The following is a 24,074-nucleotide window of genomic DNA, read 5'->3' on the forward strand; positions in this document are numbered from 1 at the left end:
TTATGGGGTGAAAAGACGAGACTGTCAGAGTCTTTCATGAAAACAAAGAAGCTGATACTTTCCTTATGGATTTTTTTTATCCTTCCTTCCGCTGTCCATTCAAATATCCCGGGTCACGCAGCGATGGAGAAAAATTTCAAAGAAGCCTGGGGAAAATTATTTCCGGTTCCTTATACGAAATTGCTCAAAAAGGATTTAACCGGAAAAGGGGTTTTGGTTTATAAAAAAACTCCGGAAAGAACGGTTTACATCTATACGTATCTCGTTTTTTTACCCTTGTATTCGGAATACGAGGAAACACCCAAGGAAGTTTCGGGAAAAGGAAGGGAAGTTCGTACTAAGTTGATTTACGAACCCACTCATCCGAGCGAAAAATATTCGATCGAGTTCACGGAGTTCGACGAACAGTACAACGGAAAATCGGTGGTAAGATGGATTCGATAAAATTAAAATCGGAAGAATCGATTCGGAGCAAGATGCTCGCAGAAGGAATGTCCGAGACCTTCGTTTTCGATTTTCTGAAAAAAACGGAGCAGGTCCGCAACGGGGAAACCGGGATCGTACGCTGGGAGGAAGTGGGCGACCTGGATCCGAAAACGGACGAGATTCCGTTGGAGGAAATAGAACGGGAATTTTCCCCCGATCCTTCGATCCTGAAAAATCTTGTCGTCATCAAACTGAACGGAGGTTTGGGGACTTCGATGGGTTTGTCGGGCCCGAAGTCCTTGATCCCTCTCAAAAACGGAATGTCTTTTCTGGAAATCTTCGCCAAACAATCCCAGATCCTGCAGAAAAAATACGACGTCTCCGTGCCTTTGATTCTGATGGACAGCTTCAGCACACAAAAGGAAAGCCAAGCGGAATTGGAACGAATCGGTTTCCGTCAAAAATTCCCGACCTCGTTTTTGCAACACAAGGTCCCCCGTCTTTTAAAAGAAAACCTAACACCGGTTACATGCAAAAATCCTGACGACGAATGGTGCCCTCCCGGTCACGGAGACATTTGGATCTCGCTTTTGGAAACCGGTCTTTTGGATCAACTCATCTCTAACGGCTATAAGGTGGCTTTCGTTTCCAACGGGGACAATCTCGGAGCCACGGTTCATCCGGGGATTCTCGCGTATATGCTTCGGGAAAAACTGGAATTCTGTATGGAGATGACCCCGAAAACCCTCGCCGACAAAAAAGGAGGAGCCATCTATCGAAGGATCGTCGCCGGAAAACCGGAGAACTATCAACTTCTCGAAACGGCCCAGGTTCCTTCGGATCACATGCACGAGTTCGAAGGATTGGGGAAATTCAGAACTTTTTCCACGAACAATCTTTGGATCGATCTGGAAGCCCTTCGTTCCCGATTGTTTCAGGAAGAATTCGAACTCTCTCTCATCGTAAACCCCAAAACCGTAGATGGAAAAGAAGTGTTCCAATTGGAAACCGCGATGGGTTCCGCGATCCGCAACTTTAAACGGATCAAAGGGATCATCATTCCAAGGGACCGATTCGCACCGGTTAAAAAATGCGAAGACTATCTCGCACGAAGATCCGACGCATACACGTTGCTCGAAAACTTTTCGATTACGATGTCCGAGGAACGCAAAAAACTCGGACTCGGAGAAATCCTGATTCAACTCGACGATTCTTTCTACAAAAAGATTCGAGACTTCCAAAGGTTGTTCCCTGAAATCCCTTCTTTGGTGCGATGCACCTCCCTTACCGTTATCGGGGAAGTTCTTTTTGACCGTAAGGTAACGTTTGCGGGCGACGTGACGATCGAAAACCCGGGATCAAAGATGCGATCGATTTCCGAATTAGGGGTCGATTTTTTGGAAGGGAGAAAATATTCCTTTTAGGCTTTACAAGGAAAAACCTTCGTCGGATCTTTTTCTTAGTAGAACGTCTGAATTCCGTAAAAGTTTTTCGTAGGAACCGGGGCTTCGTTAAAAACGATTCCTCGGAACTGGGAAGTCGGCAAAGACGGACCGCGAATTATAACAAACGTTATTGGACCTAGATCCGTAACGGAACGTTCTTTTGAAAACAAAGGCTGAAATGACAACTTCCAAAAGTCCGAAGATTCGCTCCTTTGACGAAGGGGAAATCGAACAGTTCAAGAACGTATTCATCAACGAAAACCGAGGGAAACCGATCGTTCTACTCCGGTTTCAGGACATCAAATCCCTTTCCTTTCTCGATTTCCTACAAATGGTTCCGCTCAAAATTTCGGAACTTCATCCCGATTCGGAAAATCGTTATTCGTATTATTGTTACGGCGATAAAAAAAGCCTGCTCATCGGAGTGGCTCCGATGCAAAGCGTGGGTTCGAACGGTTTTCTGAATTTCGATTCCGTTTTAGGAAGGTTTCGGGAGATTTCGATCAAAAGCGGAACCATGAACTTCGATTTCGGTATCGCGAGAACTCAATGTAATTATATCTCCTATGTGGACGAAATTTTCCACGAACTCGAAGTTTCCTCCCTGAAAAATTTGAAGGACAATCTGATCCGTTGGAGTTGGACGTATCTGAACCGGGTCAACGATTACTTCGCCGGAGAAAAAGCGGACGCGGTCATACAACCGATCATCCATTACAATCATAAAACCCATACGTATTCCATGAAGGGAGGAGAGGTTTTCGTAGGAGGAGAGGCTTACGCCGGTTATGCGGATCTGATCCGAGATATTCCCCACGATCAGGACTTAAATCGAATCGAACTTCTGATTTTAGAAAAACTTACGATGTGCTGCAACGGCGCCCCGGGTCTTTTGAAGTTTAATATTTCGCCGCAAACGTTGATCGATACGTTCGACACGGACGAGAAGGTGACTCGATTCCACAATCTTCTTCTCAATCAAAATCTAAACCCGGCTCTCGTGAGAATGGAATTGATCGAAAAACCTTACGAAGAGGTGGACATCACTTTAAAGAGCGTCTGCAAACGTTTTTGGAATTTCGGAATCAGTTTTGCCGCGGACGATTTCGGGGTTAAAAGTCAAAGTCACCAAATCGTGCTCGACCTCGGAGAAATGATAAAGGAATTCAAACTGGATCCGATCAGCTTCAAGTTCAAAGCCGATCAGGATCTTACGAAATTTTTGGACAACCTTGCGTTTATCGACTACTGTAGAAGGCTTTCGGACAACAGAGAGGCGATCATCACCGCGGAGGCGTTGGAAGACATCGACTCGCTCAACTTTCTGATCACACACCAAGTGTATTACTTTCAGGCGAATCTGTTCTGCACGAAAATTTCGATCCAGGAATACAAGGAAATTTTCCATGATATGCAGAACCTTCCCGAATCGGTCGTTCATAAAATTCTCAACTCGGAAGAACTTTTGCTCAAACTGAAAGGGAAGGGAAATATCTTCAAGTTGTCCAAGGAATTGGGACTGATTTCGGCTTAGGCCGGAAGGGCCTAAGCGCGTCTAACGTTTCGAAAACGAAGTCCTGAAATAAAACGAAAACGCGGCAGAATCGGTAAAAACACAAACGAGACGAAATCGATCTCCTCTTGTGTTTTTTCGTTTAGACCCGCAACGAACCGCGGAACCCTCTCGCGGCGTAATACGATTCGGCGCCGTTGTGATACACGAAAACGTGATCGTAGCGACGATCGGCGAAAATGGCTCCGCCTAATTTTCGGATCTCCGACGGAGTCCGTATCCAACTCGAAGTTTTCGTATCGAACTCCCCGAATTTCTGTAATTCCTTATATTCTTCTTCGGTTAATAGTTCCACTCCGATTTCCGCGGCCATATCGATCACGTTGTTTTGCGGAGGATGATCCTTTCTGGATTCGAGCGCTTTTCGATCGTAGCAGAGACTTCTTCTTCCTTTCGGAGTTTCCGCCGAACAATCGTAAAAGATAAATTCTCCCGTCTTTTTATCGTAACCGACCACGTCCGGTTCTCCACCCGTTCGTTCCATTTCGGAGAGAACCCACAACCCTTCCGGCTTCGCTTCCAGAGTTTCGCGCACACGTTCCCATTTGATACCTTTGTGTCGGTTTTCGTTTTTTTCAAAACGTGCCTTTAAAATCGAAAGCAACGTTCCGATTTCATCGGAGGAAAGTTTCCGTTTTTTGTCTTTCACGAGTTAGGATTCTCCGAAACGACGATCTTTCTCTCCGCCGGTCTGAAATACCAGGATATCACCGTCAGGATCAAAAGTAGGGAAGCGGGAAATAGATCCCGGATCGGATTTCCGAAGGCGACGTGCGAAAAAATCGCTCCCGACATCGCGAAAAAAAAACCGGCGTACGCCCATTCCTTGATCAACGGTAGTTTAGGAACGAGCACTGCGATCACGCCCAAAAGTTTCCAAACGCCCAATAACGTCAGAAAAAATTCGGGATATCCCATACGCAGAATCGGTTCCACTTCTTCCTTACTATGCAACAACTGCACGAGCCCGGTCGATACCATTCCTAAAGAAAGCCATAGGGTGGAAACCCAGTAGATGATCTTATTTCTTTTGGTCATAAACAACCTTCCTACGGTCGAACTTCCTCATTCCTTCAAAAAGGAAAGATTGGACTTCTGGTTTACGATCGAGGGATCCTTCATGGTTACGGATAACGCGTCTCCGGACGTTTCGATTTCGATGCGGAATTTTCCGTCCTTGTCGATGATCGGGGATTCTTCCACGTATCTGCCTTCGAATATCTTCTTTTTGTTGAACTTGACCACGTAGTTCACGTTATCCGCGCTTTCAATCTCCAAAAGCACTTGACTGACTCCGTTGTTTCCGTCCCAAGCCATCGCGGTCCAAGGCCCTTTGAATTTTTCCAAACTGGAATCTCCACCGAAGGTCCTTTTTTTAGGAGCGGTCAACGCCTTGGAAATCACCGCGGAAGCTGGAAGAGAATGATCGCTTTCTCCTCCCAGATCCGATTTGGAAGTGATCGAATAGAGAAAGATCGCTTCCGTCTCGGGGACGTCCGCGACGTAGGCCGTTTTCGTTCCCGAGGACGCGAGAAAATTCCACTTGGATTCCCCGCGCTTCTTGCGAAAAATATAATATTCGGAGGCTTCCTTTACGCCGTCCCAAGTCAGCGAAATCTTGGCGTTTTTGGAATCCAACGTTCCTTTTACGTTTTCGGGAGCGGAAAGTTTGACTCCGCGTTGTTTATTCGGATCCGTATAACCGTAGGCGAGCGTGGAAAACGGACCGTTTTTGCCTTCCGGATTGACCGCTGTCACGGAATAATACGCGTAACGGGAAGGAAGATTTTCATCCACATATTCTTCGTTTGCGGTTTCGGAAATTTTTTCCCACGCACCTCCGCCGATCCAACCCGATTTCACATAACGGAACACGAGATACTTGGAAGCACCGGAAACCTTTCTCCAGTGAAGTTCGATTTTACCTTGATACGCTCCTCTCGAAGCGGTGAGACCGATCGGTTTTGCGGGAGGAGTTTTGGGTTGCGCCGTAAAACCGCTAGCCGCATCCGACGGTTCTCCGGTTTTTCCGTTTAACTTTGCGGAGACGACGTAAATTTCAACGGCTCCCTTTTTGGCGGCCGCCTTGTCCACAAAGGAATTGATCTTTGAATTTCCGATGGAAACGTATCGTTTCTGGGTTTTATTCCATTTAAAAACTTGATATTCGGAGGAGGTGTCTCCCGGTTCCCAACCGAGTTCCACCTTGTTATCGAATTGTCCCTGCGAGGCTTTGAGCCCGATCACTTTCGGAGGAGGTTTCAATTCTTCCGTTTTGGCGAAACCGATCGTTTCTCCCGGAGATAAATCCGAAGAGGACGTATCCGTAAGAGTAAGAATCTTATATTTGTAGGCGAGATTGGGTTGCACCCCGTCGTCGTTAAAACTGTTCGTAGCGGAAAGCCCGATTCTTGAAAAACCGGAATCGCCCGGAGCCTTACGATGAATTTCGTAACCGACCGCTGCGGGAACGACCTCCCAATTGATCAAAACCTTATCGGAAAAACTTCCTTGGGAAGCGGTGATCGAAGAGGGAGGAATCGGATTGGAGTCGGAAGCGGTAGTAGTCGGATCCGGCACGGAAGAATCCGGTTTGCCTTGATCCACCGTCGTTTCCACCTGATCCACCATCACGAAAGCACCCTGACAGATTTTCGTAAACCATCGATAGTCGATATAACCGTATCCGCGATCCCCCCATTCGGTTCCCCAAGAGTTGATGAACTTAACCGCATTTTTGGAATCGTCGTATCCGACGATGGCGATCGCATGACCGCCGTAGGTCTTACCCACACCTTCCTTATAAATCTGCGAACCCTTGAGATTGAAGAAATTTTCATACACGAGAACTCCGGCGACTACCGGTTTTCCCGAAGATAACTGCGCCTTAACTTCGTTTAAGTCCGTGGTTTTAACCCGAAGGAATTCCTTCGCTTTGTATTTGGAAGCCGCCGCGATCGCGGACTGGGAAGGACGCGTGCGATAATCGGCCGCGTTATACGGCATCGCGTCCCAAGGCGCGGCTCCCATTTCCACCATAACACGCATCGCGTCGGAAATCAGGGATCCGTTGTCTCTTCCTCCGTTGATCTGATTGTATATGAATGCGGGAGAAAAAATTTTCGTATAATCCGGAGTGCCGTCGGAGGAACGTAGGGACCAGGTTTTGGATTCCTTTCTTTCTACGTATTCCTGGAAACTTTTTACCGCATACGCAGTGGACCAAGCGACACAACTTCCCTGTTCCCCCTGATTTCCGACCGGGGGCATAAACGGAGAAAGATCCGCGCTGGAAGAAAGACTTCGGTGGGAAATTCCGTACGGGTTCGTATCCTTCAAAGAGAAAAGAAGCTCGGAGGATTCCTGTTTCATTCCCAAAGAACGTACGGAGGGTTGTGAATAAACGGAAAGCCCCGCGGATAAAAATAGGGAGGCTGCTAAAATAGAATATCTTGAAATTCTCATATACTTTCCTCGGTTTTACTTCTGATCCTGGACGATCTCACGGATTTTGTCTTCCGTTTCCCGGGTGTATTCCTTAAACGCGAACGGATGCGGTTCGTAAAGGGCGATCAACTGCGATTCGTTTCCCTTGCTGTCCTTCACAGTTTTTTGGATGAAAAAAAGAACGTAGTCCCCTTCGGGAGGGGCGGCCCGCAACCATTTGCCTAAAAATTCCGGGAAGATCATAAATCCGATTTCAAACTTTGCGGGCAGTTTTTCCGCGCCCTTCCAAGGTTTCAGAACTTCCACCGTAGCGGTCACTGAAACGGAAGTTTCGGAAATTTTTTTTTCGCGCACGTTGGTGATTCTGGATAAGGCGATGTAGTCGGAATTTTTCACCTGTGATTCGAGAGAAGGCGGAACGGGAAGCGGGAAAAGCGGAAGTACTACACAAAAAAAAGCGAAACAGGCGATTCTTTTAAAATTCATCTTGAGTCTCCGATTGGATTCCAGTGGGAATCAGAGGTGAAGTATGGATCTCGGAACGCAAGCCGCAAGAAGTTTTTTAATTTTTAAACAAGCCAGCGTCCTTACCCAGATCGCCCGAAACTTCGGCGCAGGTTCTCGCGATTTCCGAGGTTTCGATCGCAAGTTTATGGATCAACTGGGTGGCGCCTCCGATGGAAACCGACGCCTCTTTTACTTCTTCGATCACGGAGGATTGTTCCCGGATCACGGTCTCTAATTCCCCCGCGTTACGGATCACACGATCGAAAATTGCGCTCAACCTCCCTCTGATTTCGGTTTGCTCTCGCAACGTTTCGAAAAACGTTTCGGTCGTATCCTTGATTTCATTTACGTCCTCGATCACTCTTGAAATCGTGTGCGTTCCTTGACGGACGATTTCCGTATTATCGTTCATCGCTTCGTTGCCGACGGAAATCAGGCTATGGATTTCCTTGATCGTCTTCGCGGTTTGATCCGCGAGTTTGGATATTTCGTCGGCGACCACCGCGAAACCGCGCCCTTGTTCTCCGGCGCGGGCGGCTTCGATCGATGCGTTTAAGGAAAGTAAATTCACCTTTTCGGCGATGTCGTTGATCACGCGCAGACGAAGGGACATCTCCCGATAACTTTCGGAAACTTTCCGAATCGAATCCACCATTCTTCCCAGGGACTCTTCGCTCTGTCTCGTGTGTTGACCCGCCTTGGTCAGGATGGATTTGCTATTGACGATCTCCTCCTCCAACTTGCGGAACTCCGTCTCGAAAGAGGAATAAAGACCCGCAAACTCCTTGTGAGAATCCGCCTGTAACTCGGCGGCTCGGGAAACGCGGCCCAGATTGTTCCAGGCGTTTTCCACGGCTTCGTCTATGTTTTTAATGTTCGCAATCTGCTGGTCCGAATGATCGACCACTCCCAAAGAACTTCCTTCCATGGAAGCCATATTCTTCCTCAAAAAGTCCACCTTGGATTGTACCGATTTCTGTATGATAAGATTGGCGGAATGGAATTCCTCCCTTTCGAAATACGTCTTCCAGTGATCCAAGAATTCCTTTTCCAAAGAAACCGAATAATAAACCAATATAAAGGATTCAAAAATTACGAAAACTGCATGTATCAAAACCACGTCCCAACCCGAACCGGCATTAAAAACGGCCAACGGAAATCCGTCCCATTCGATCCGGTTTTCCTGACAATAATTCAACAAACCGTGATGAACCGCGATAAAACCCGCAGGAGGGACGATCGTCTTCCAATCCTTATAGATGAGAAGAAAAGCGAGCGCCCCGAAGATATGAAAGTGCATCTCGATTCTTCCGAACTCCGATTGTATAAAAATCACCGAAAACAACATTAGAAAAATCGAATTTAATATACGGCTCAAAACCGTTCCGCGAAACGCGAAAAAATTCAAAGTGGCCGCTATCGCCACGATCAAAGAGGAATACAAGGCGAACTTCCAGGTTCCGAAACCGATCGTAAACAGAAGGGAAGCGGGAACGTGTGCGAGCAAAAGTATCCAGATAAAACGATCGGCGAAACGGTATTCCTCCCGAAGTTTGCCTTTCGCTTTTTCAAGAGCGGAACGGGGATCGAACAAAACCTCGACTTGAGATACTGTAGAACCGATTTTTTCTTCACGATGGTCGGCGTCGTTTTCGGATTGGAACATTCAATTACCTCGAAATGTCCGCGTTAGTACGGACGATAGATCCTGTTTTGTTCCGGAAAAGTCCGGAATTACCGCGGCGATTTTTCCGTTCCCCTCCGTCACAAAAAGATAATCGGAATGAAGAATTTCTTCTTCCGATTTAGAAACTACGGAAAGACGAAACGAACGCGCCAGGCGCTCCGCCTCGGAACGACTTTCCGGAAAAAGGAGAAGAGGTGCTTTTTTCCAGCGAGACACGGACTTAAAAAGATTCGAACCCTCTTTGCGATCCTTTTCGGGATTCAGGCTGATCAAAGCGAGATCATAGCCGGAAACTCCGCGTCGTGACGCGTAATTTTCCAATTTTGAGATCCCTACGCTGCAGACCGATTTACAATTCCCGTAGACGAAGTAGATGAGATAGGGTTTTCCAATAAGGGAAGATTTCGTAAATAAAAAATTTCCAAAATCGTAAAGACGGAATTCGGGGATTTCGCGGTCGGTAACGATTCCGTGCGCGTCCGCACCCGAGGAATCCCGAATCCGAAAGGGATTCGCGATAAGAACGAGGTAAAAACAAACCAAAACGGACAAACCCGCGAAAATTTTCGATAGAAGAAAGAATGGTTTCAAGACATTCTATTAGACTGAAAATTCGGTTTCAGATCGAAGATAACGTTCAATCTTCCAAATTGAAGGAGATAGGAACCCGATGGGACATCTTCGTAGGACGGCCTTGGACATATCCTGGACTCCAACGAGCCATTTTTACGATTTTAATCGCGGCTTCGTCAAAACCGAACCCTGCCTTTCCGGAAGCGACCTTGGCTCCTTGCAGATTTCCCTGTTCGTCGATTTGAACGATGACGACGACTTGTTTGGATACGATTCCCGCCGACTTGGCTTGTGCTGGGAAAAAATCTCGCAGATCGAAATCGATGATCGGAGTCGGAGTTTTATCTCCGTTGTAGGAGAATAAATAACCGTCTTTGTCGGTTCCGTTTCCGTTGAGCGCATTCGGATTGAGATCTTCGTCGATCGGATCGTCGGCGCTCTTGTTGGAGCCTTCCACCCATTCCTGTTTTTCGACGGGTGCCGGCGAGGAGGTGCCGCCGATCAATTCGGGAGGAATCTCCTCCAGATCGACTTCGACGTCTTTTGCTTCCAAATTCTCGGAGGAAATTTCGTCCTCTGGCATATACGTCGCCGCGAAATAAATTCCTATGGTAAGCGCGTGCAACGTAAAGGACGCGATCAGACAAAACTTGAACAGTCCGAATTTTAGGATTCTCTGTTTTATTTCGGGAACGCTTACCATCGATTTTTCCTATTTCGCCTAACGTTTCACGGAAAGGGCGATCCGCGTCACTCCGGCTCTACGGATCACTCCCATGGTCTCCGCAATTTTTCCGTAAGGTAGGGAAGAATCGGCGGAAAGAGTCAGACGCATGTTCGGTCTGATTTTGGAATCTCGTTCGAGTTGGGCCTTCAGTCGTTCCACGGTCGTGTCCGCTCCTTCCAGAAGAATTTTGCCGTCCTTTGTCAAGGCTACCTGAACGGACTGAGCCACGTTGGGATCCGCGGCTTCCACTTTCGGAAGGTTGATATTGATCGATTCCTTTTTCAAAAAGTTCGCGGTCACCATAAAGATCACCAGAAGAACGAGAATCACATCCACCATGGGAGTGATGTTGATATTTCCGATTTCGTCTCCGTCGCCGGATGGAGCAGCGCCTGCCATATTCCGTTCTCCTTATTTTAAGTTTAGCCTTTGCGGGACAAATTCGCAAGAAACTCTCTCGCAAGAATCTCTAAATTCGCCTGAATGACTTTCAACTTCCGGCTGAAATAATTATTCGCCATCACCACGGGAATCGCCACGCCCAAACCGGCCGCTGTCGCGAGTAAGGCCGTGGAAATACTTCTCATCACAAATTCCGCTCCGGTACTTCCTAACGTTCCCAAACCGTAAAAGGCTTTGATGACCCCGAGAACGGTTCCGAGAAGTCCGATGAACGGAGCGTTGTTTCCGAGAGTGTTCAAAATCGAAAGATGATTTTCGAGTTCGATCCTTTCTGCGATGATCCTTCCTTCCTGCAACTCCGCAAGTCCGTCGTGACCGGCTCCCGTATTTTCCGCGGAGAATCGCGAAAACTTCGCGTAGATGTTTCCCGGGTTTTCGGAAGCCAAGGATTTTACGGATTCTAAATTTCCGTTACGAATCTCCGTAGTCAACGTCGGGAGGATCGCTTCCGTGTTTTTGAGATTCTTACGAAAGATAAGAATACGTTCGATTCCGACGCCGAGCGCGACGATACTTGCGATCAACATTACGATAAAAATAAAAGTCTCGCCGTATTCGACTAAAAACATGGTCATGATTTGGATCCCTCTTTATCTGTTTTTTTTAAAACACTGAGTGAAGTCACTCAGTTTTCGATGCCGTTTTATTTCCTCATTCACCCGAGATACTTATGCAGGTTTTCGTACATGCGAAAGTTCCCGTGGACAAACCCGTTATCTGAGAAACTCCGCTTTGGGAACAGGTTCCCGATGAATTACGATTTTCCCAATACACTTTGTTACAATCCATCAGACAAGCCTTCGCCCTATCGGTGAACTTGGAGAAGGTAGCGGAGGAAAGTAATCCTGTGCAATAATTCTGATACGTTCCAAACGTCGCGTTTCCGCTGAACAGGGTTACAATTTCCACTTCCGTCAATGGAGTGGGAAGATCCGGCGCCTGGTCCAAACAGGTTTTAGCCGCTTGCAAGGAAGAAACGCAGGATTGAAGCGGGTTCGTCGGAGGCAAAAGGAGATATTGCAGAATCACTCTTTGTTCGTTCTCTCGATTGAAGCTATCGTCGTCGTTCGGAAGATTACAATTTGTAACGAGCCACAACGAAGCGGCAACGTATAAAAGCGATCGCAATCCGCTTTGCAGAAAAGTTTTCGTTCGCGTATGTCGTTTCATCAAAACTTCACCTCGATCCCCAGATTGAAAAAAGGAATTACCATTCCCCCCGGTAACGTCAAGGTTCCGAACGTGGGACTCGGCCTAGGGTTGGTCGCCGAGTAAGGACGAGTGACGTCGAAATTTTCGCCGGATACGTTCTCGCGCATATATACGTTTATGATTTCCACGAACGTGTTTACGTATCCCCATTCGTAGTTGAGGAATCGGTCGAATCGGATGTCCAATCTATGATAATCCGCGAGACGTTTGGTGTTCGTATAATCGGCGCTATACGGATTGCTCGCGGACTGAGGAACCCATATGATCTGTCCGTTGGCGGGGTTGGAAAACTGTCCTCCGTCGTCGCCCACGATCGGGGTAATCGGCGTGGAAGTAAGATACGACCATCTCGCTCCGAACTGCCAATTCTGACTGAACCTCCAACCGAACACCATGTTGATGATATGGGTTCTGTCGTATTCGTAAAGGGTCTCTTTGGAATTGTGATACGTCTGCGCCAGAAGTCTTTGTTCCGGTCCGGTGGCAACGGGCGCAGTCAAACCGTCGGGCTTATAAAGATTAGGATTTCTGAAGGTTTGCGACCAAGTATAGGAAATCCATCCGAACCAATCCCTGGTCCCCGGCGCGGCCGTTTTTCGGATTACGAACTCGTATCCGTGGGAACGTCCCGTGCCGTTATTCGAATAATTGAGCGGTTTATTGAGTATGTAAGGTTGTGTGAATTTTCCGTACGGATCCGGATTGGTTCCGATCATTTCGGTGATATACGGATCGGTTACGATCAAATTGGAGAATTCCTGTTTGAAAACCTCTCCTTTAAACTGCCATTCCGAAGTGATCTGCTGATCGACTCCTCCTCCGTACTTAAACGACTTTTGGAATTTTAAATGCGGATTTCCGCTCTGTTCCGAAAAACGAGTGTCCAGAGGAAAGTTATAATGATCTCCCGCTCCTCCGAAAACCGTCGTTCCTTTTCCGATTCCTTCGAACTTATAGGAAACCTGCGCCTTCGGTCCCAAAGCTCCGTTTTTGATATACGGAATATAATCGTAACGAACTCCGGGTTCGATCAACAATCCTCCGAAGCGGATCTTCATCGTCGTATAACCGTTGTAATACTTTCCTCGAACGCGATTGGTATCGGGAACCGTACGGAAGTCCGGGCTGGAAGTGTCGTACGGGTTCGGATCCGGATTGTTCGGATCGGTTTGTTGGATCGTGGTTCCGGTGGTTTTATAATTGAGAAAACGAACTTCGGAGCCGAATTCCAAAGAGAAATGTTTGTTCGGGTCCCAATACGCGTCCTGACGAATTCCGTTGTAAGCCCCGCTTCCACGGTTCTTTCCTTTGATCGATCCCAAGGAAACGTTGAAGTCCGCGAACGGATCGTAACTGATGAACGTGATCCGATTGGAGAATTTTTCGATCGGTCTCCAGATATAACGGAAAGCCTGCGTACGATATCCCTGTCCCGCGGAAAGATTTCCTCCCGCAAACGCGGCGAATTGATCCTTGGTGGGATCGTTTTCCGCTTTGGGAGGAGGGTTCAACGCGAAGTCGTCCTTGGCTGTTAGGGAATAGAAAGAAATCTGGTGATGGTCGTTGAAGTTGTACACCATCTTTACCTGCGAATCCGTATAACGCGGAAGTCGGATTCCGTCGGGAAGCAGGCTGGAACCGGACAAGGTGCCTAACGTTTCGAAGGTTTTATCGATGTAACCCACTTTGACCGCGCCTAAAATGTAACCTTTCCCGCCTGCAAAGGTGGTTTGATAATTCGCCGAAGCCGCCCATAAGGAGGTCAAAAAATTTCCCTGCGAACGTTCCACCTTATCCGGAGATTCGATCTCGATGACACCTCCCAGCGCATTATTGAAGTTAGCCGGAAGAACGCCGGTGTAAACGTCCATGGATTTGATCAGGTTCCCGTTGATCGTGGCAGTCAAACCGTCGAAGTGAAACGGATAAAAGATCGGAAGATCGTCGTAGAGATAAAGGTTTGTGTTCGGATCGGCGCCTCGAAACGAATAGTTGCTTGCCCCTCCGCCGAAGGCGGAAACGGGAACCACTCCGGGAATGGTTTCGATCGAACGCAACGGTTCTCCGAAGGTTCCGGGCATTCTTTTGATTTCCTCGAAACGAAGTTTGGTTCGAGACATGAGTTGTTTTTCACGTTCCCCGGTTACGTTGATCCCGCTTTTGGAAACTCCGCCGCCTCCGATTCCGGAAGAGGATTTATCCGTATAAATGACTACGGTTTCCGTTCCTTCCCCGACTTCCTGTCGGATTTCCTGCATCCCCGTATCGCGCAGAATGCGGAACGTATACGTTCCCGGCGCGGGAACGACGGCTTGGAAATATCCATCGGCGTCGGTTTGATAGAATTTTTTGGTTTCGGAAACGCGGATCGATAGGTTGGGTTCTCCCAGATTTTTACTCCGGGAATAAACGCGGGCACGGAATGTGACCTCCGCGAACGCTTCCGTAAAGGGAAACGATAAAACCGCCAAAACGGCAAAAATTCCCTTAATAGGACCGAAATGGTTAGGCCGACGGAACCCTGACCCGATTCGAGAAAGTCCGCGGACCTCCGACGTATCGGATTCGAAAGGCGAAGTAGAAAGAACGACTAACGTATTGTTTTTGGATCTCATCGTCTGCCTTTCTATATTTTATTTTTAATGAAAACTTCCTGGAAATTGAGATACCAGGGGATGTCGTCCAACGGTTTATCGACGTAGATCAACACGCAGGCGAACGGATAGGAAACGAAAGGGCATTCGGATTTCGTAATGGCGATCGTACAAAGATCCAGATTTTTTTGCTGAACGTCCTCGACCACGACGGGGAAGGGAACCGGGATGGGAGTTCCGCATTTGTTCGCCAAAAAACTCGCAGCGGCGTAAATCTGACTTTGAGAATCCTTCGGAGTAACCACCTCCGGACGAACACAATTCTGAGATAAAACGGACGCGAAGAAAAAAACCGAAACCAACGCAGCAAATTTCGACCGCCGACCGAAAACGGAAAGGGTTTTCCCGACGACTTCGTACAAATTAACTCGTCGAATCGCCGAACCGAATCCGATCCATTCTAAAAAACGAATATTCAATTCTTTGAATTTCATATCAATCTTTCCTTTTGCCTCCGACGGAAATTCCGCCGGATTCCGAAGGGGCGTTCGAAGAGGATCGTTTTCCGCCGCCGACGGAAATTCCTCCGGAGTTTTTGTTCACGGAAGAAGTTTCGGTTTTACCCGATTCGTTCTTTGTGTCCGGATCAGCGGGGGATTCCTTCGCCGCTTGTTCGAGTTTGAGGCGTTCCGCTTCCTCTCGATTTCCGATCACCTTCCCCTTGACTTTGAGAACGGAAACCGTTCCGAGAGGAAACATAACGTGTGTTTCGTGCCATACTTTGATATTGACGATACTTCTTCCCCCGGGGACCTTTTGTACGGCTTGGCTGAGGGCGTAGTCCATGCTGATCGGATTGGTCGCAGGGAAAAGACCGAGAACGAAAAAGGTCGAGGATTCCCCTTCCGCTTCTTCCAAAATATCGTATGAAGAAGAACGGATGATCGTCGCCGAATCGTAAATTGCGGGAGATCGAACTCTTCCTCCCGGCTCGGTGGGAGTGGCCCCCATACAATGAATGAAAAAAAGAGTAGCGATCGTAAATAGATACCGTGGCAACGTCGGTGTCACGGATAGGCGTTCGATCCTGGCAAGGAAAAAATGCGACTTTTGTAGGAGTTCCCACAGACGTTTTCTTCCTTGCGATAAGCATGATATTGTGGTAGAGAGGCTTTGTTGAAGTTTCCGCCACCCACCCCTCCACCCAATACCAGGGTGGGGCGCGCGTTTTACAAAAAAAAGTAGTGGTTCCGACGATCGGCCCTCTCCGTTACCACAGAGAGCTGCGGGCAATCTCCCCGAGTTATTTTTTTCTTTTGCCGCTTTGATCATTGGATGGATCCTCGAACTTGATCGCTTCCGCGTTGATATGAAGTCGATTTACGGTCAGAAACAGAAGAATGTATTTATCTGTCCAATAACGGATATTGATCAGAGCATCCGCTTCCTTTTCGGTAAGCATCTCCGTCATCAGTTTGTCGATCGGCGGCTCGGAAAGAGGAACACCGATGATTGCGATGTCCAGGGATCTCCACGTTTTATGACCTTCGACCGGACCGAGAACCTTGTATTTACGATCGGCGACCGGAATGTTGCTGGTCGCAAGACCGGCAGAAGAAGTGGCACAATTCCAAAGAACGAAGGATATAAGAAAAAAAAGGATAAGCTGGAAACGTTTCATACTACCTGCCTGCAATCGGAACCCATCCGAATCCCCCCGAACGGATTTTTATGTTTTTTCTCGGAGGGACAAAGTGTATCTACCAGATAGTATCTGCCAGATACAGATGCAAGAATAAATTCTTTTCGTTTTTCGAGATTTTGGGTCCTTTCTCTCGTTTTGAATCCTCATTTTTTGAAGTCAATCCGCGAACTCATAGAAAAAAAGTTCCGCCTTTGAAAAAAAAACGAATTTAAAAAAGATCTTACTAATCGGCGAATCTACGGGTTTCGGGAACCGATCGATTCTAAGGAAGGTCTTTTTCATTTATTCGCTACGATCCGACCCGATCAAACAGAACGTAATATTAAAAAATCCTAATTCAATTAAGCCGAAAAATTACGGGGACCCGATGATGCATCTTAATCGGTTTTCCATTTAAAATACCCGGTTGCCAAGTTGCCCTTTCAACTATCTTTAAAGCGGCCTCGTCGAATCCGAACCCAATTTTTTCGGAACCAATTTTCGCACCTCGTAAATTCCCTTCTTCATCGATTTGTACAATCACTACCACCATCCTCTCCTGGATCCCGGCTTGTCTCGCCTCTAACGGAAAATATTCGGAAAGATCGAACTGGATTGACGGTTTCGGCATCCGATCTCCGTTGTAGGAATACAAGTATCCTTCCGAATCCGAACCAGGGGCATTCAATTCAATCGGCTCCGCCGTTTTACAATTCGATAAAAATAGGGACAAAAGAGGCAAAATAGATAATAACTTCATAATATTCTCAATAGGAGATTCTCATTCCCGAGTTCGTCTTCCGTATTCTCTAAGGAGTTTTTCCGCGGCCTGAAAGGAGCTGACCTTATGCGAGACGACGTCCTCTTCCGCGGCTTTGTATAAGTCGCGCATCTTGGAATAAAAGTCGCCCAATAGGTGTTCGGAGACGGTTTCTTCCAACCAATATTTGGATTGGTTTTTTCTCCGGATTTCGAAGTGACCGTTGGATGTTACGATTTTCTTATATTCCAAAATTTGATTCCAGATTCCTCCGATTCCTTCCCCAGTCACGGAAGAACAGGACGAAACCTTGGGAATCCAACCGTTTTCGTGCGAAGGAAAAAAATGAATCGCGGATTGAGTTTCGATTCTCGTGGCTTCGGATCTGATTTTGTTGTCTCCGTCGGCTTTGGTCACGGCGAATAAATCCGCCATTTCCATAATACCTCGTTTGATTCCTTGAAGTTCGTCTCCCGCTCCCGCGATGAGAAGAAGCAAGAACAAATCCACCATGGAATGAACCGCCGTTTCGGATTGTCCGACACCGACCGTTTCGACGATGATCGTATCAAACCCCGCGGCCTCGCAGAGATAAATCGTTTCTCTCGTTTTACGCGCAACGCCGCCTAACGAATCTCCGGAGGGAGAAGGGCGGATGAACGCGGATTCGTTTCGGGAAAGCTCGGACATTCTTGTTTTGTCTCCGAGAATACTTCCCCCCGAGATTTGACTCGAAGGATCGATGGTCAACACGGCGAGTTTTTTCCCTTGAGAAAGCACGTGCATTCCGAAGGATTCGATGAACGTACTTTTTCCGACTCCGGGAATTCCGGTGATTCCGATGCGGATCGAATTCCCTGAATGAGGAAGACACGCGTCTATGATTTTTTCCGCGAGTTCTTTGTGATCGGCGCGCGCGCTTTCGACGAGCGTAATCGCACGACTGAGCATCACTCGATCTCCTGCGAGAATTCCTTTTACGAACGCTTCCGCGGAAGGAAGCGGCTTTCTGGAAATTCCGGTGGATCGAATTCCTCCGCTCGAAGGAATCCCGGTTTGTTCTCCGGAGCTCAAAGACGATTCTTCCCTTAGGCGTTTACTTTAGAAGTTTCTAAATCTTTGATGAGAAGTTCCAGAATGTCCGCGGCCGCCTTGGAAATTTTCGTTCCCGGTCCGAAGATGCCGGTTACTCCCGCCTTGTAAAGAATATCATAATCTTGTTGTGGAATCACTCCGCCGGCAATGACCATGATGTCTTCTCTTCCGAGTTTTTTCAGTTCCGCGATGACCTGAGGCACGAGCGTTTTGTGACCCGCGGCCAAACTAGAAACTCCGAGGATGTGTACGTCGTTTTCCACGGCTTGCCTTGCGGCTTCCGCCGGAGTTTGAAAGAGCGGTCCTATATCGACGTCGAATCCCATATCCGCAAAACTCGTCGAAATCACCTTCGCGCCTCGATCGTGTCCGTCCTGTCCCATCTTGGCGACCATGATTCTCGGACGACGCCCTTCCAACGTTGCGAATTTATCCGAAAGCGTTTTCGCGCGTTTGAAATCCGGATCGTCTTCGATTTCCGAGGAATAAACTCCCGAAATCGAACGAATCGTCGCCTGGTATCTTCCGAATACTTTTTCCATAGCGTACGAAATTTCGCCTAACGTCGCGCGTTTGCGGGCCGCGTCCACCGCGAGAGCGAGAAGATTTCCTTCTCCGCCTCCCGCGCATTTTGTGATCGCTTCCAGAGCGGAAGTCACGTCGGCGTTGTTTCGATTTTTTTTGAGCTCCTGCAATCTGCGGATCTGGGATTCGCGGACGGCAGTATTATCGATATCTAATATATCTAACGGCTTTTCCTCGACGGCCTTGTATCGGTTGACTCCGACGATCACATCCCTTCCGGAATCGATCTTAGCCTGTTTGCGGGCCGCGGCTTCCTCGATTCTCATCTTTGGAATTCCGGTTTCGATGGCCTTTGCGATTCCGCCTAACTTCTCGACTTCTTCGATCAGTTCCCAGGCGCGGTGCGCGAGAGAATGGGTAAGCGATTCCACGTAATACGAGCCGCCCCAAGGATCGACTACACGATGAATGTTTGTTTCTTCCTGCAAAAAGATCTGCGTGTTTCTTGCGATTCTCGCGGAGAAGTCGGTCGGAAGAGCGATCGCTTCGTCGAGCGCGTTTGTGTGAAGCGATTGTGTGTGACCGAGTGCGGCCGCCAAGGCTTCGATACAAGTCCGCGCTACGTTGTTGAACGGATCTTGTTCGGTCAAACTCCAACCCGATGTCTGGCAGTGAGTTCGGAGTGCGAGCGACTTTAAATTCTTAGGATGGAATTGTTTTACGAGCTTCGCCCAGAGAAGACGACCGGCGCGCATCTTTGCGATTTCCATAAAGTGGTTCATACCGATCGCCCAGAAAAAGGACAATCGAGGAGCGAACGTATCCACGTCCATTCCCGCCTTGATTCCGGTTCGAAGATATTCCAAACCGTCCGCGAGGGTGTAGGCGAGTTCGATGTCGGCTGTAGCTCCGGCTTCCTGCATGTGATACCCGGAAATCGAAATCGAATTGAACTTGGGCATGAAATCGGACGTATATTTGAAAATGTCCGCAATGATCTTCATCGAAGGAGCGGGCGGATAAATGTAGGTGTTCCGCACCATGAACTCTTTGAGAATGTCATTCTGAATCGTTCCCGAAAGTTTGTCCGCGCTGACTCCTTGTTCTTCCGCGGCTACGATATAAAACGCTAATATAGGAACCACAGCCCCGTTCATCGTCATCGAAACCGACATCTGATCCAGAGGGATCTGATCGAAGAGAATCTTCATATCGAGGATCGAATCGATCGCAACCCCGGCCTTACCGACGTCGCCGACCACACGTTCGTGATCGGAATCGTATCCTCTGTGAGTCGCGAGGTCGAACGCGACCGAAAGACCTTTTTGTCCGGCGGCTAAGTTTCTACGATAGAATGCGTTCGATTCTTCCGCCGTGGAAAATCCAGCGTATTGACGGATCGTCCAAGGTTGTTGGACATACATCGTGGAATACGGTCCGCGTAAATACGGCGGAATTCCCGCGGCGTAGTCGAGGTGTTCCATCTTAGCGATGTCTTCCGCGGTATAAACCGGTTTGACCGGGATTTTTTCGGGAGTATTCCACAGAGTTTGTTCGATGGAACTAAACCCTAAATCACCGAGCGCGGTTTTTTCCCAATCGGATTTGGAAATTTTTCCGTTGCCCTGTGGCGCATAACGTTGGGGATCAAAACTCGGACGTTTCATTGGATGCCCAGCCTTTTCTGAATCGATTTCAAAGTTTCTAAATGTTGGGATTTCACGTGGATGAAAAATTCGATCCCTTTGGATTTCAGAGAATCGATCTGTTCGGTCGGATTTCCCGCTACGATTCCGATCAAATCGGAATTTTGTTTTTTCAAAACCGCAAAGGTAGAATCCACAAAACCCACGACTTCTTCATCGCTCGTGCAGAAGACCACGATGTCGGCGTTCGTTTCTTTCAAACCTTGCGACGCTTCTTCCGGTGTCGCATAACTTCCCGGATCGATCACCTTGGTTCCCGCACAAGCGAGAAAGTTTTGGGAAAAGATCGCGCGCGCCTTTTTCATCTTGAGATCGCCCATCGGCAAAAGGAGAACGGTCGGAGTTTTACCGGTTTTTTTGGCGAAGGCTTCCGTTTTCAAACGGATCTCTTCGATTCCGGCTCCGGCTCTAAAGTCGGCGATCGTTTCGCAGACGATTTCGCCCGCCACACTTTCGATGTCGCCTAACGCACCGCGCAGATTCAATTCGGAAACGGAAATTCTATCTTCTCCGTTCGGATATTGATTGGTTCCGAGTAGAATCTCTTTTCGATTCGCAAGGTTCTCTTCCTTTTTCTTTCTGGACTCGGAGATCTTTTTTTGAATCATTCCTTTTTTCGCGGCTTCGAGAAATCCACCCGCGGATTCGATCTCGCAGAAAATTTCCCAAGCCTTTTTGGTGATCGAATCGGTGATCGATTCCAGATAATACGAACCTGCGGCCGGATCGACCACCTTGTCCACGTGGGACTCGTGTTTCATCAGAAGCTGAATGTTACGTGCGATTCTCAGAGAGAAGGAATCTCCGGTTTTCAAAACGCTGTCGTATGGAGAAACGCTGATCACTTCGCAACCGCCGATCGCCGCGGACATCGCCTCGGTCGTGGCGCGAAGCATATTCACGTTCGGATCATAGGCGCTGTAGTTGTAACGACATGTCTGCGCGCTTAAAAATGCGTGCTGTGAAGATTCTTCCTTGGCCCCGAATTCTCGGATGATTTCGGCCCAGAGAATTCTCGCGGCGCGGAACTTTGCGATTTCCAAAAAGTAATCGGGGCCGATGGAAAATTCGAACATCAACTGGGAAGCAATCGTATCCACGGACATTCCCGCTTCGAGGAGTTGTTGCACATACTCGCAAGCTGCGGCTAACGTAAACGCGAGTTCTTCCGAAATCGTGGAGCCGCCGTCCCGGAACGTGGAAGAAGTGACCGACAAACCTCTGTAATACGGCCAAGAAGAAGCGAATGTTTCCAAAATTTCTTTGAGGCCCGCAATGGAATGTTTTCCCGATCTTCCGTGTTTGAGAAGAATCCGATACGGATCGTATCCGAGTCCGCCCACAAGAACCTTGCCCTTCGGAAGCCAGGAAAAAATTTCGGGAGAACGTTCTTCCGCGATGAAGTGAAGCGTCACCTGATCAAAAGGGAGTCCGTCGATGAGAGCTTCCAAATCCTTTGCGGAGTTCACCGGAATTCCGCGTTGGGGAGAGGTTTTGTTTTCGATGATAAATCCGATCGCCGTAACTCCGTTGTTCGCGGCTTCTTTGGCCAATCGATTGGCTTCGGAAACGCTCGGAGAATCGAAGTCCTGACGAATGCTCCAGTCCTGCACGAGCTTGCGGGTAGATCTCGCATACGGGAAGGTTCCGGGAAGATTGGAAGTCAGCCATTGCTTGTCGGCGATATCGTCTTTGGTATAAACGGGTTGGATCTTAAATCCTTCCGCGGTTTCCCACACTAACTTCTTCTCAAAGTCCGCGCCCTTGAGGTCTTTTTGGATGAGTGCGATCCAGGCTTCCCGATCGACGGGAGGGAAGTCGGTAAACAATTTTTGATCTGCCATTTCGGTTTTTCTCTTTAGAATGAGGCCCTTACGAGGTTCTCTTTCTAGGGAACCTCGTAAGACTGCGGTGTAAAGTCAAAAACCCGTCCTCAATTCTCCTTTTTGGTTTTGAGGTAATGCGGAACGGACGCTAAAATCGAAAGAGTAAGAGTTCCCACGATCACGGCCAAGGAAATCAGGATCGGAATATGAACCTCGTGTCCGAATACGTACGGAGAAAAAAGAGGAAGCAACAACTTGATTCCCACGAACGCAAGCAGAAGGGAAACCCCCCGTTTCAAAAACACGAACAATTCCATCACACCCGAAAGCATAAAATACAAGGATCGTAATCCGAGGATCGCGAAAATATTAGAGGTATATACGATCAACGGGTCGGTAGTGATCGAAAAGATCGCGGGAATCGAATCCAACGCGAACATGATATCGCTGAACTCCACGATCAAAAGTGTGATGAATGTGGAAGTGAAAAGATAATTGCCGTGTTCCTTAACCACGAACTTTTCCGGATGATGAGCGTGCGTCATCGGAAGGAATTTTTTGGCGAACTTGATCACGGGAGAAGTCTCCGGATGAAAGTCCTCCTCTTCCTCCTTATGAACGAACATCTTCACGGCGGTATAAAGAAGGAAAAATCCGAACAGATACAAAATCCACCCGAACTGAGAAATCAAACCGGCGCCTATAAAAATCATAATCGCCCGAAAGAGGAGAGCGCCGATGATTCCCCATTTCAAAATCAGAGGTTGGTATTGTGGAGTGATCCGAAACTTCTGAAACACCATGATAAAAACGAACAAATTGTCCACGGAAAGGGAATATTCCAAAAGATAACCGGTTACGAATTCCAAAGCCTTGTTTCGACCCCGGAGCGGATCGGCGGGAGATTGCTCCATAAAATACACGAGAACGCTAAACGAAATCGCAAGACTGAACCAAAAGAGGGACCAGTAAACCGATTCCCTAAGAGGAATTTTGTGCGCCCTTTTATTGAGAACGAAAAGATCCAGATATACGAGCAAACCCAAAACCACGGTGAAGATTGCGACCAACGTCCATTCACCCGAACTCCAATGTCCCATATTCCCTCTTTGTTTTTTTGAGATTCCGAGATGACAAAAGTCACGGCTCTGTACAAAATTACAATCCCAATTCCCAGAAAGAAGGTTCAGATGGTTCTACTCTTATTTTCGGTTTCCGCAATCGCACATTTGCTGACTTTGTACTTTGCTCCCGGTGAAATCGCCCTCAAATTAGGAACGAAACTCGTTCCGATTTTAATTCTTATTTTTTTCTCTTTCTTCGAAGGCGACTGGAAAGATAAGACCGGTAAGTTCATTCTGATCGGTTTGGTTTTTTCCCTTTTCGGAGATACGTTTCTCGCTTTGCCGGGAAATTATTTCGTCTTCGGTTTGGGTTCGTTTCTCGTGGCGCAGATTTTTTATTCGATCGGCTTTTCAGCGGGGAATCCGGTCCATATCCTTCGTTCGATTCCGTATTTCGTTTTCGGAGCTTCGTTCTATTTTTGGATTCTTCCCGGTTTGGGAAATTCGCTCCTGATACCGGTCGCGGTTTATGTGACCGCGATTTGTACGATGGGATGGAGGGCCGCCTCTCGGGAAAGCTCCCGCGCTTCGTATTGGAAAGCGTTTGCGGGCGCTCTCATCTTTATCGCTTCGGACAGTCTGATCGCGACGGGAAAATTCACTTCCGTGGCGGTTCCATGGAACGGACTTTGGATCATGATCACATACTACGCGGCTCAGTTTCTCATCTATGATTCCGTGGAGGAAACGTAAATAATCAT

At 47.9% G+C, this 24,074-nt stretch carries 22 protein-coding genes and 1 pseudogene; 4 read left to right on the forward strand and 19 right to left on the reverse strand.

Features of this window, described 5'->3' with window-relative positions:
- Window positions 1-36 precede the first annotated feature (36 nt).
- From EHQ17_RS09960 to EHQ17_RS09970, 3 genes are all read left to right on the forward strand, one after another.
- Entirely contained in the window at window positions 37-444 is a 408-nt protein-coding gene (locus EHQ17_RS09960; RefSeq protein ID WP_135593287.1) for a hypothetical protein, read from the forward strand.
- On the forward strand, window positions 432-1,850 hold the full coding sequence (locus EHQ17_RS09965; protein ID WP_135593285.1) for a UTP--glucose-1-phosphate uridylyltransferase: 1,419 nt from the start codon (window positions 432-434) through the stop codon (window positions 1,848-1,850). The genes EHQ17_RS09960 and EHQ17_RS09965 overlap by 13 nt, the downstream gene beginning before the upstream one ends.
- A gap of 199 nt (window positions 1,851-2,049) precedes the next feature.
- A complete protein-coding gene (locus EHQ17_RS09970; protein WP_135593283.1) occupies window positions 2,050-3,405 on the forward strand; it encodes an EAL domain-containing protein in 1,356 nt (451 codons plus the stop codon).
- A 121-nt stretch (window positions 3,406-3,526) separates the two neighbouring features.
- Here EHQ17_RS09970 and EHQ17_RS09975 read toward each other — a convergent pair whose 3' ends face one another.
- The 19 genes and pseudogenes from EHQ17_RS09975 to EHQ17_RS10065 form a co-directional block, all read right to left on the reverse strand.
- Complete coding sequence (locus EHQ17_RS09975; RefSeq protein WP_135593281.1) at window positions 3,527-4,093, reverse strand: DUF4256 domain-containing protein; 567 nt, start codon at window positions 4,091-4,093, stop codon at window positions 3,527-3,529.
- Window positions 4,090-4,482, reverse strand: coding sequence for a DoxX family protein (locus EHQ17_RS09980; RefSeq protein ID WP_135593279.1), 393 nt, complete (start codon window positions 4,480-4,482; stop codon window positions 4,090-4,092). The genes EHQ17_RS09975 and EHQ17_RS09980 overlap by 4 nt, the downstream gene beginning before the upstream one ends.
- Window positions 4,483-4,509: 27 nt before the next feature.
- The gene (locus tag EHQ17_RS09985; protein ID WP_135593277.1) at window positions 4,510-6,909 is read right to left on the reverse strand and encodes a C1 family peptidase; all 2,400 of its coding nucleotides are present in this window, start codon (window positions 6,907-6,909) and stop codon (window positions 4,510-4,512) included.
- A gap of 15 nt (window positions 6,910-6,924) precedes the next feature.
- Window positions 6,925-7,377 (reverse strand): LIC_20196 family exoprotein, encoded by a 453-nt coding sequence (locus EHQ17_RS09990; RefSeq protein ID WP_135593275.1) that lies wholly within the window; start codon window positions 7,375-7,377, stop codon window positions 6,925-6,927.
- 76 nt (window positions 7,378-7,453) lie between these two features.
- The gene (locus EHQ17_RS09995) at window positions 7,454-9,064 is read right to left on the reverse strand and encodes a methyl-accepting chemotaxis protein (RefSeq protein WP_135593273.1); all 1,611 of its coding nucleotides are present in this window, start codon (window positions 9,062-9,064) and stop codon (window positions 7,454-7,456) included.
- On the reverse strand, window positions 9,065-9,676 hold the full coding sequence (locus tag EHQ17_RS10000; protein WP_135593271.1) for an SCO family protein: 612 nt from the start codon (window positions 9,674-9,676) through the stop codon (window positions 9,065-9,067).
- Window positions 9,677-9,722: 46 nt separating this feature from the next.
- Window positions 9,723-10,361: an energy transducer TonB gene (locus EHQ17_RS10005; protein WP_135593269.1), complete on the reverse strand. Its 639-nt coding sequence runs from the start codon at window positions 10,359-10,361 to the stop codon at window positions 9,723-9,725.
- An 18-nt stretch (window positions 10,362-10,379) separates the two neighbouring features.
- Window positions 10,380-10,784 (reverse strand): ExbD/TolR family protein, encoded by a 405-nt coding sequence (locus EHQ17_RS10010; RefSeq protein ID WP_100748000.1) that lies wholly within the window; start codon window positions 10,782-10,784, stop codon window positions 10,380-10,382.
- Between the two features lie 23 nt (window positions 10,785-10,807).
- Window positions 10,808-11,422, reverse strand: coding sequence for a MotA/TolQ/ExbB proton channel family protein (locus EHQ17_RS10015; protein ID WP_135593267.1), 615 nt, complete (start codon window positions 11,420-11,422; stop codon window positions 10,808-10,810).
- Between the two features lie 76 nt (window positions 11,423-11,498).
- The gene (locus EHQ17_RS10020) at window positions 11,499-12,017 is read right to left on the reverse strand and encodes a hypothetical protein (protein WP_135593265.1); all 519 of its coding nucleotides are present in this window, start codon (window positions 12,015-12,017) and stop codon (window positions 11,499-11,501) included.
- Window positions 12,017-14,674 (reverse strand): TonB-dependent receptor plug domain-containing protein, encoded by a 2,658-nt coding sequence (locus EHQ17_RS10025; protein ID WP_135593263.1) that lies wholly within the window; start codon window positions 14,672-14,674, stop codon window positions 12,017-12,019. The genes EHQ17_RS10020 and EHQ17_RS10025 overlap by 1 nt, the downstream gene beginning before the upstream one ends.
- Window positions 14,675-14,685: 11 nt before the next feature.
- The gene (locus EHQ17_RS10030) at window positions 14,686-15,090 is read right to left on the reverse strand and encodes a hypothetical protein (protein WP_425460698.1); all 405 of its coding nucleotides are present in this window, start codon (window positions 15,088-15,090) and stop codon (window positions 14,686-14,688) included.
- A 58-nt stretch (window positions 15,091-15,148) separates the two neighbouring features.
- Window positions 15,149-15,676: pseudogene (locus EHQ17_RS10035) on the reverse strand (hypothetical protein); the annotation flags it as partial.
- Window positions 15,677-15,956: 280 nt separating this feature from the next.
- The gene (locus EHQ17_RS10040; RefSeq protein WP_135593259.1) at window positions 15,957-16,334 is read right to left on the reverse strand and encodes an LIC20211 family lipoprotein; all 378 of its coding nucleotides are present in this window, start codon (window positions 16,332-16,334) and stop codon (window positions 15,957-15,959) included.
- Window positions 16,335-16,695: 361 nt separating this feature from the next.
- Window positions 16,696-17,097 carry an energy transducer TonB gene (locus EHQ17_RS10045; RefSeq protein ID WP_135593257.1) on the reverse strand — a complete coding sequence of 134 codons (402 nt, stop codon included), beginning with the start codon at window positions 17,095-17,097 and terminating at the stop codon, window positions 16,696-16,698.
- A gap of 21 nt (window positions 17,098-17,118) precedes the next feature.
- Entirely contained in the window at window positions 17,119-18,171 is a 1,053-nt protein-coding gene (meaB, locus tag EHQ17_RS10050) for a methylmalonyl Co-A mutase-associated GTPase MeaB (protein WP_135593255.1), read from the reverse strand.
- Window positions 18,172-18,185: 14 nt separating this feature from the next.
- Window positions 18,186-20,384 carry a methylmalonyl-CoA mutase gene (gene scpA / locus EHQ17_RS10055; RefSeq protein ID WP_135593253.1) on the reverse strand — a complete coding sequence of 733 codons (2,199 nt, stop codon included), beginning with the start codon at window positions 20,382-20,384 and terminating at the stop codon, window positions 18,186-18,188.
- On the reverse strand, window positions 20,381-22,267 hold the full coding sequence (locus EHQ17_RS10060) for a methylmalonyl-CoA mutase family protein (RefSeq protein WP_135593251.1): 1,887 nt from the start codon (window positions 22,265-22,267) through the stop codon (window positions 20,381-20,383). Before EHQ17_RS10060 ends, scpA begins: the two co-directional genes overlap by 4 nt.
- Before the next feature lie 89 nt (window positions 22,268-22,356).
- A complete protein-coding gene (locus tag EHQ17_RS10065) occupies window positions 22,357-23,349 on the reverse strand; it encodes a TerC family protein (RefSeq protein ID WP_135593249.1) in 993 nt (330 codons plus the stop codon).
- A gap of 90 nt (window positions 23,350-23,439) precedes the next feature.
- Between EHQ17_RS10065 and EHQ17_RS10070 the strand changes: the two genes are divergently transcribed.
- Window positions 23,440-24,066: a lysoplasmalogenase gene (locus EHQ17_RS10070; RefSeq protein WP_135593247.1), complete on the forward strand. Its 627-nt coding sequence runs from the start codon at window positions 23,440-23,442 to the stop codon at window positions 24,064-24,066.
- The last annotated feature ends 8 nt before the right edge of the window (window positions 24,067-24,074 follow it).

This window comes from Leptospira gomenensis, from assembly GCF_004770155.1.
Lineage (GTDB): Bacteria > Spirochaetota > Leptospiria > Leptospirales > Leptospiraceae > Leptospira > Leptospira gomenensis.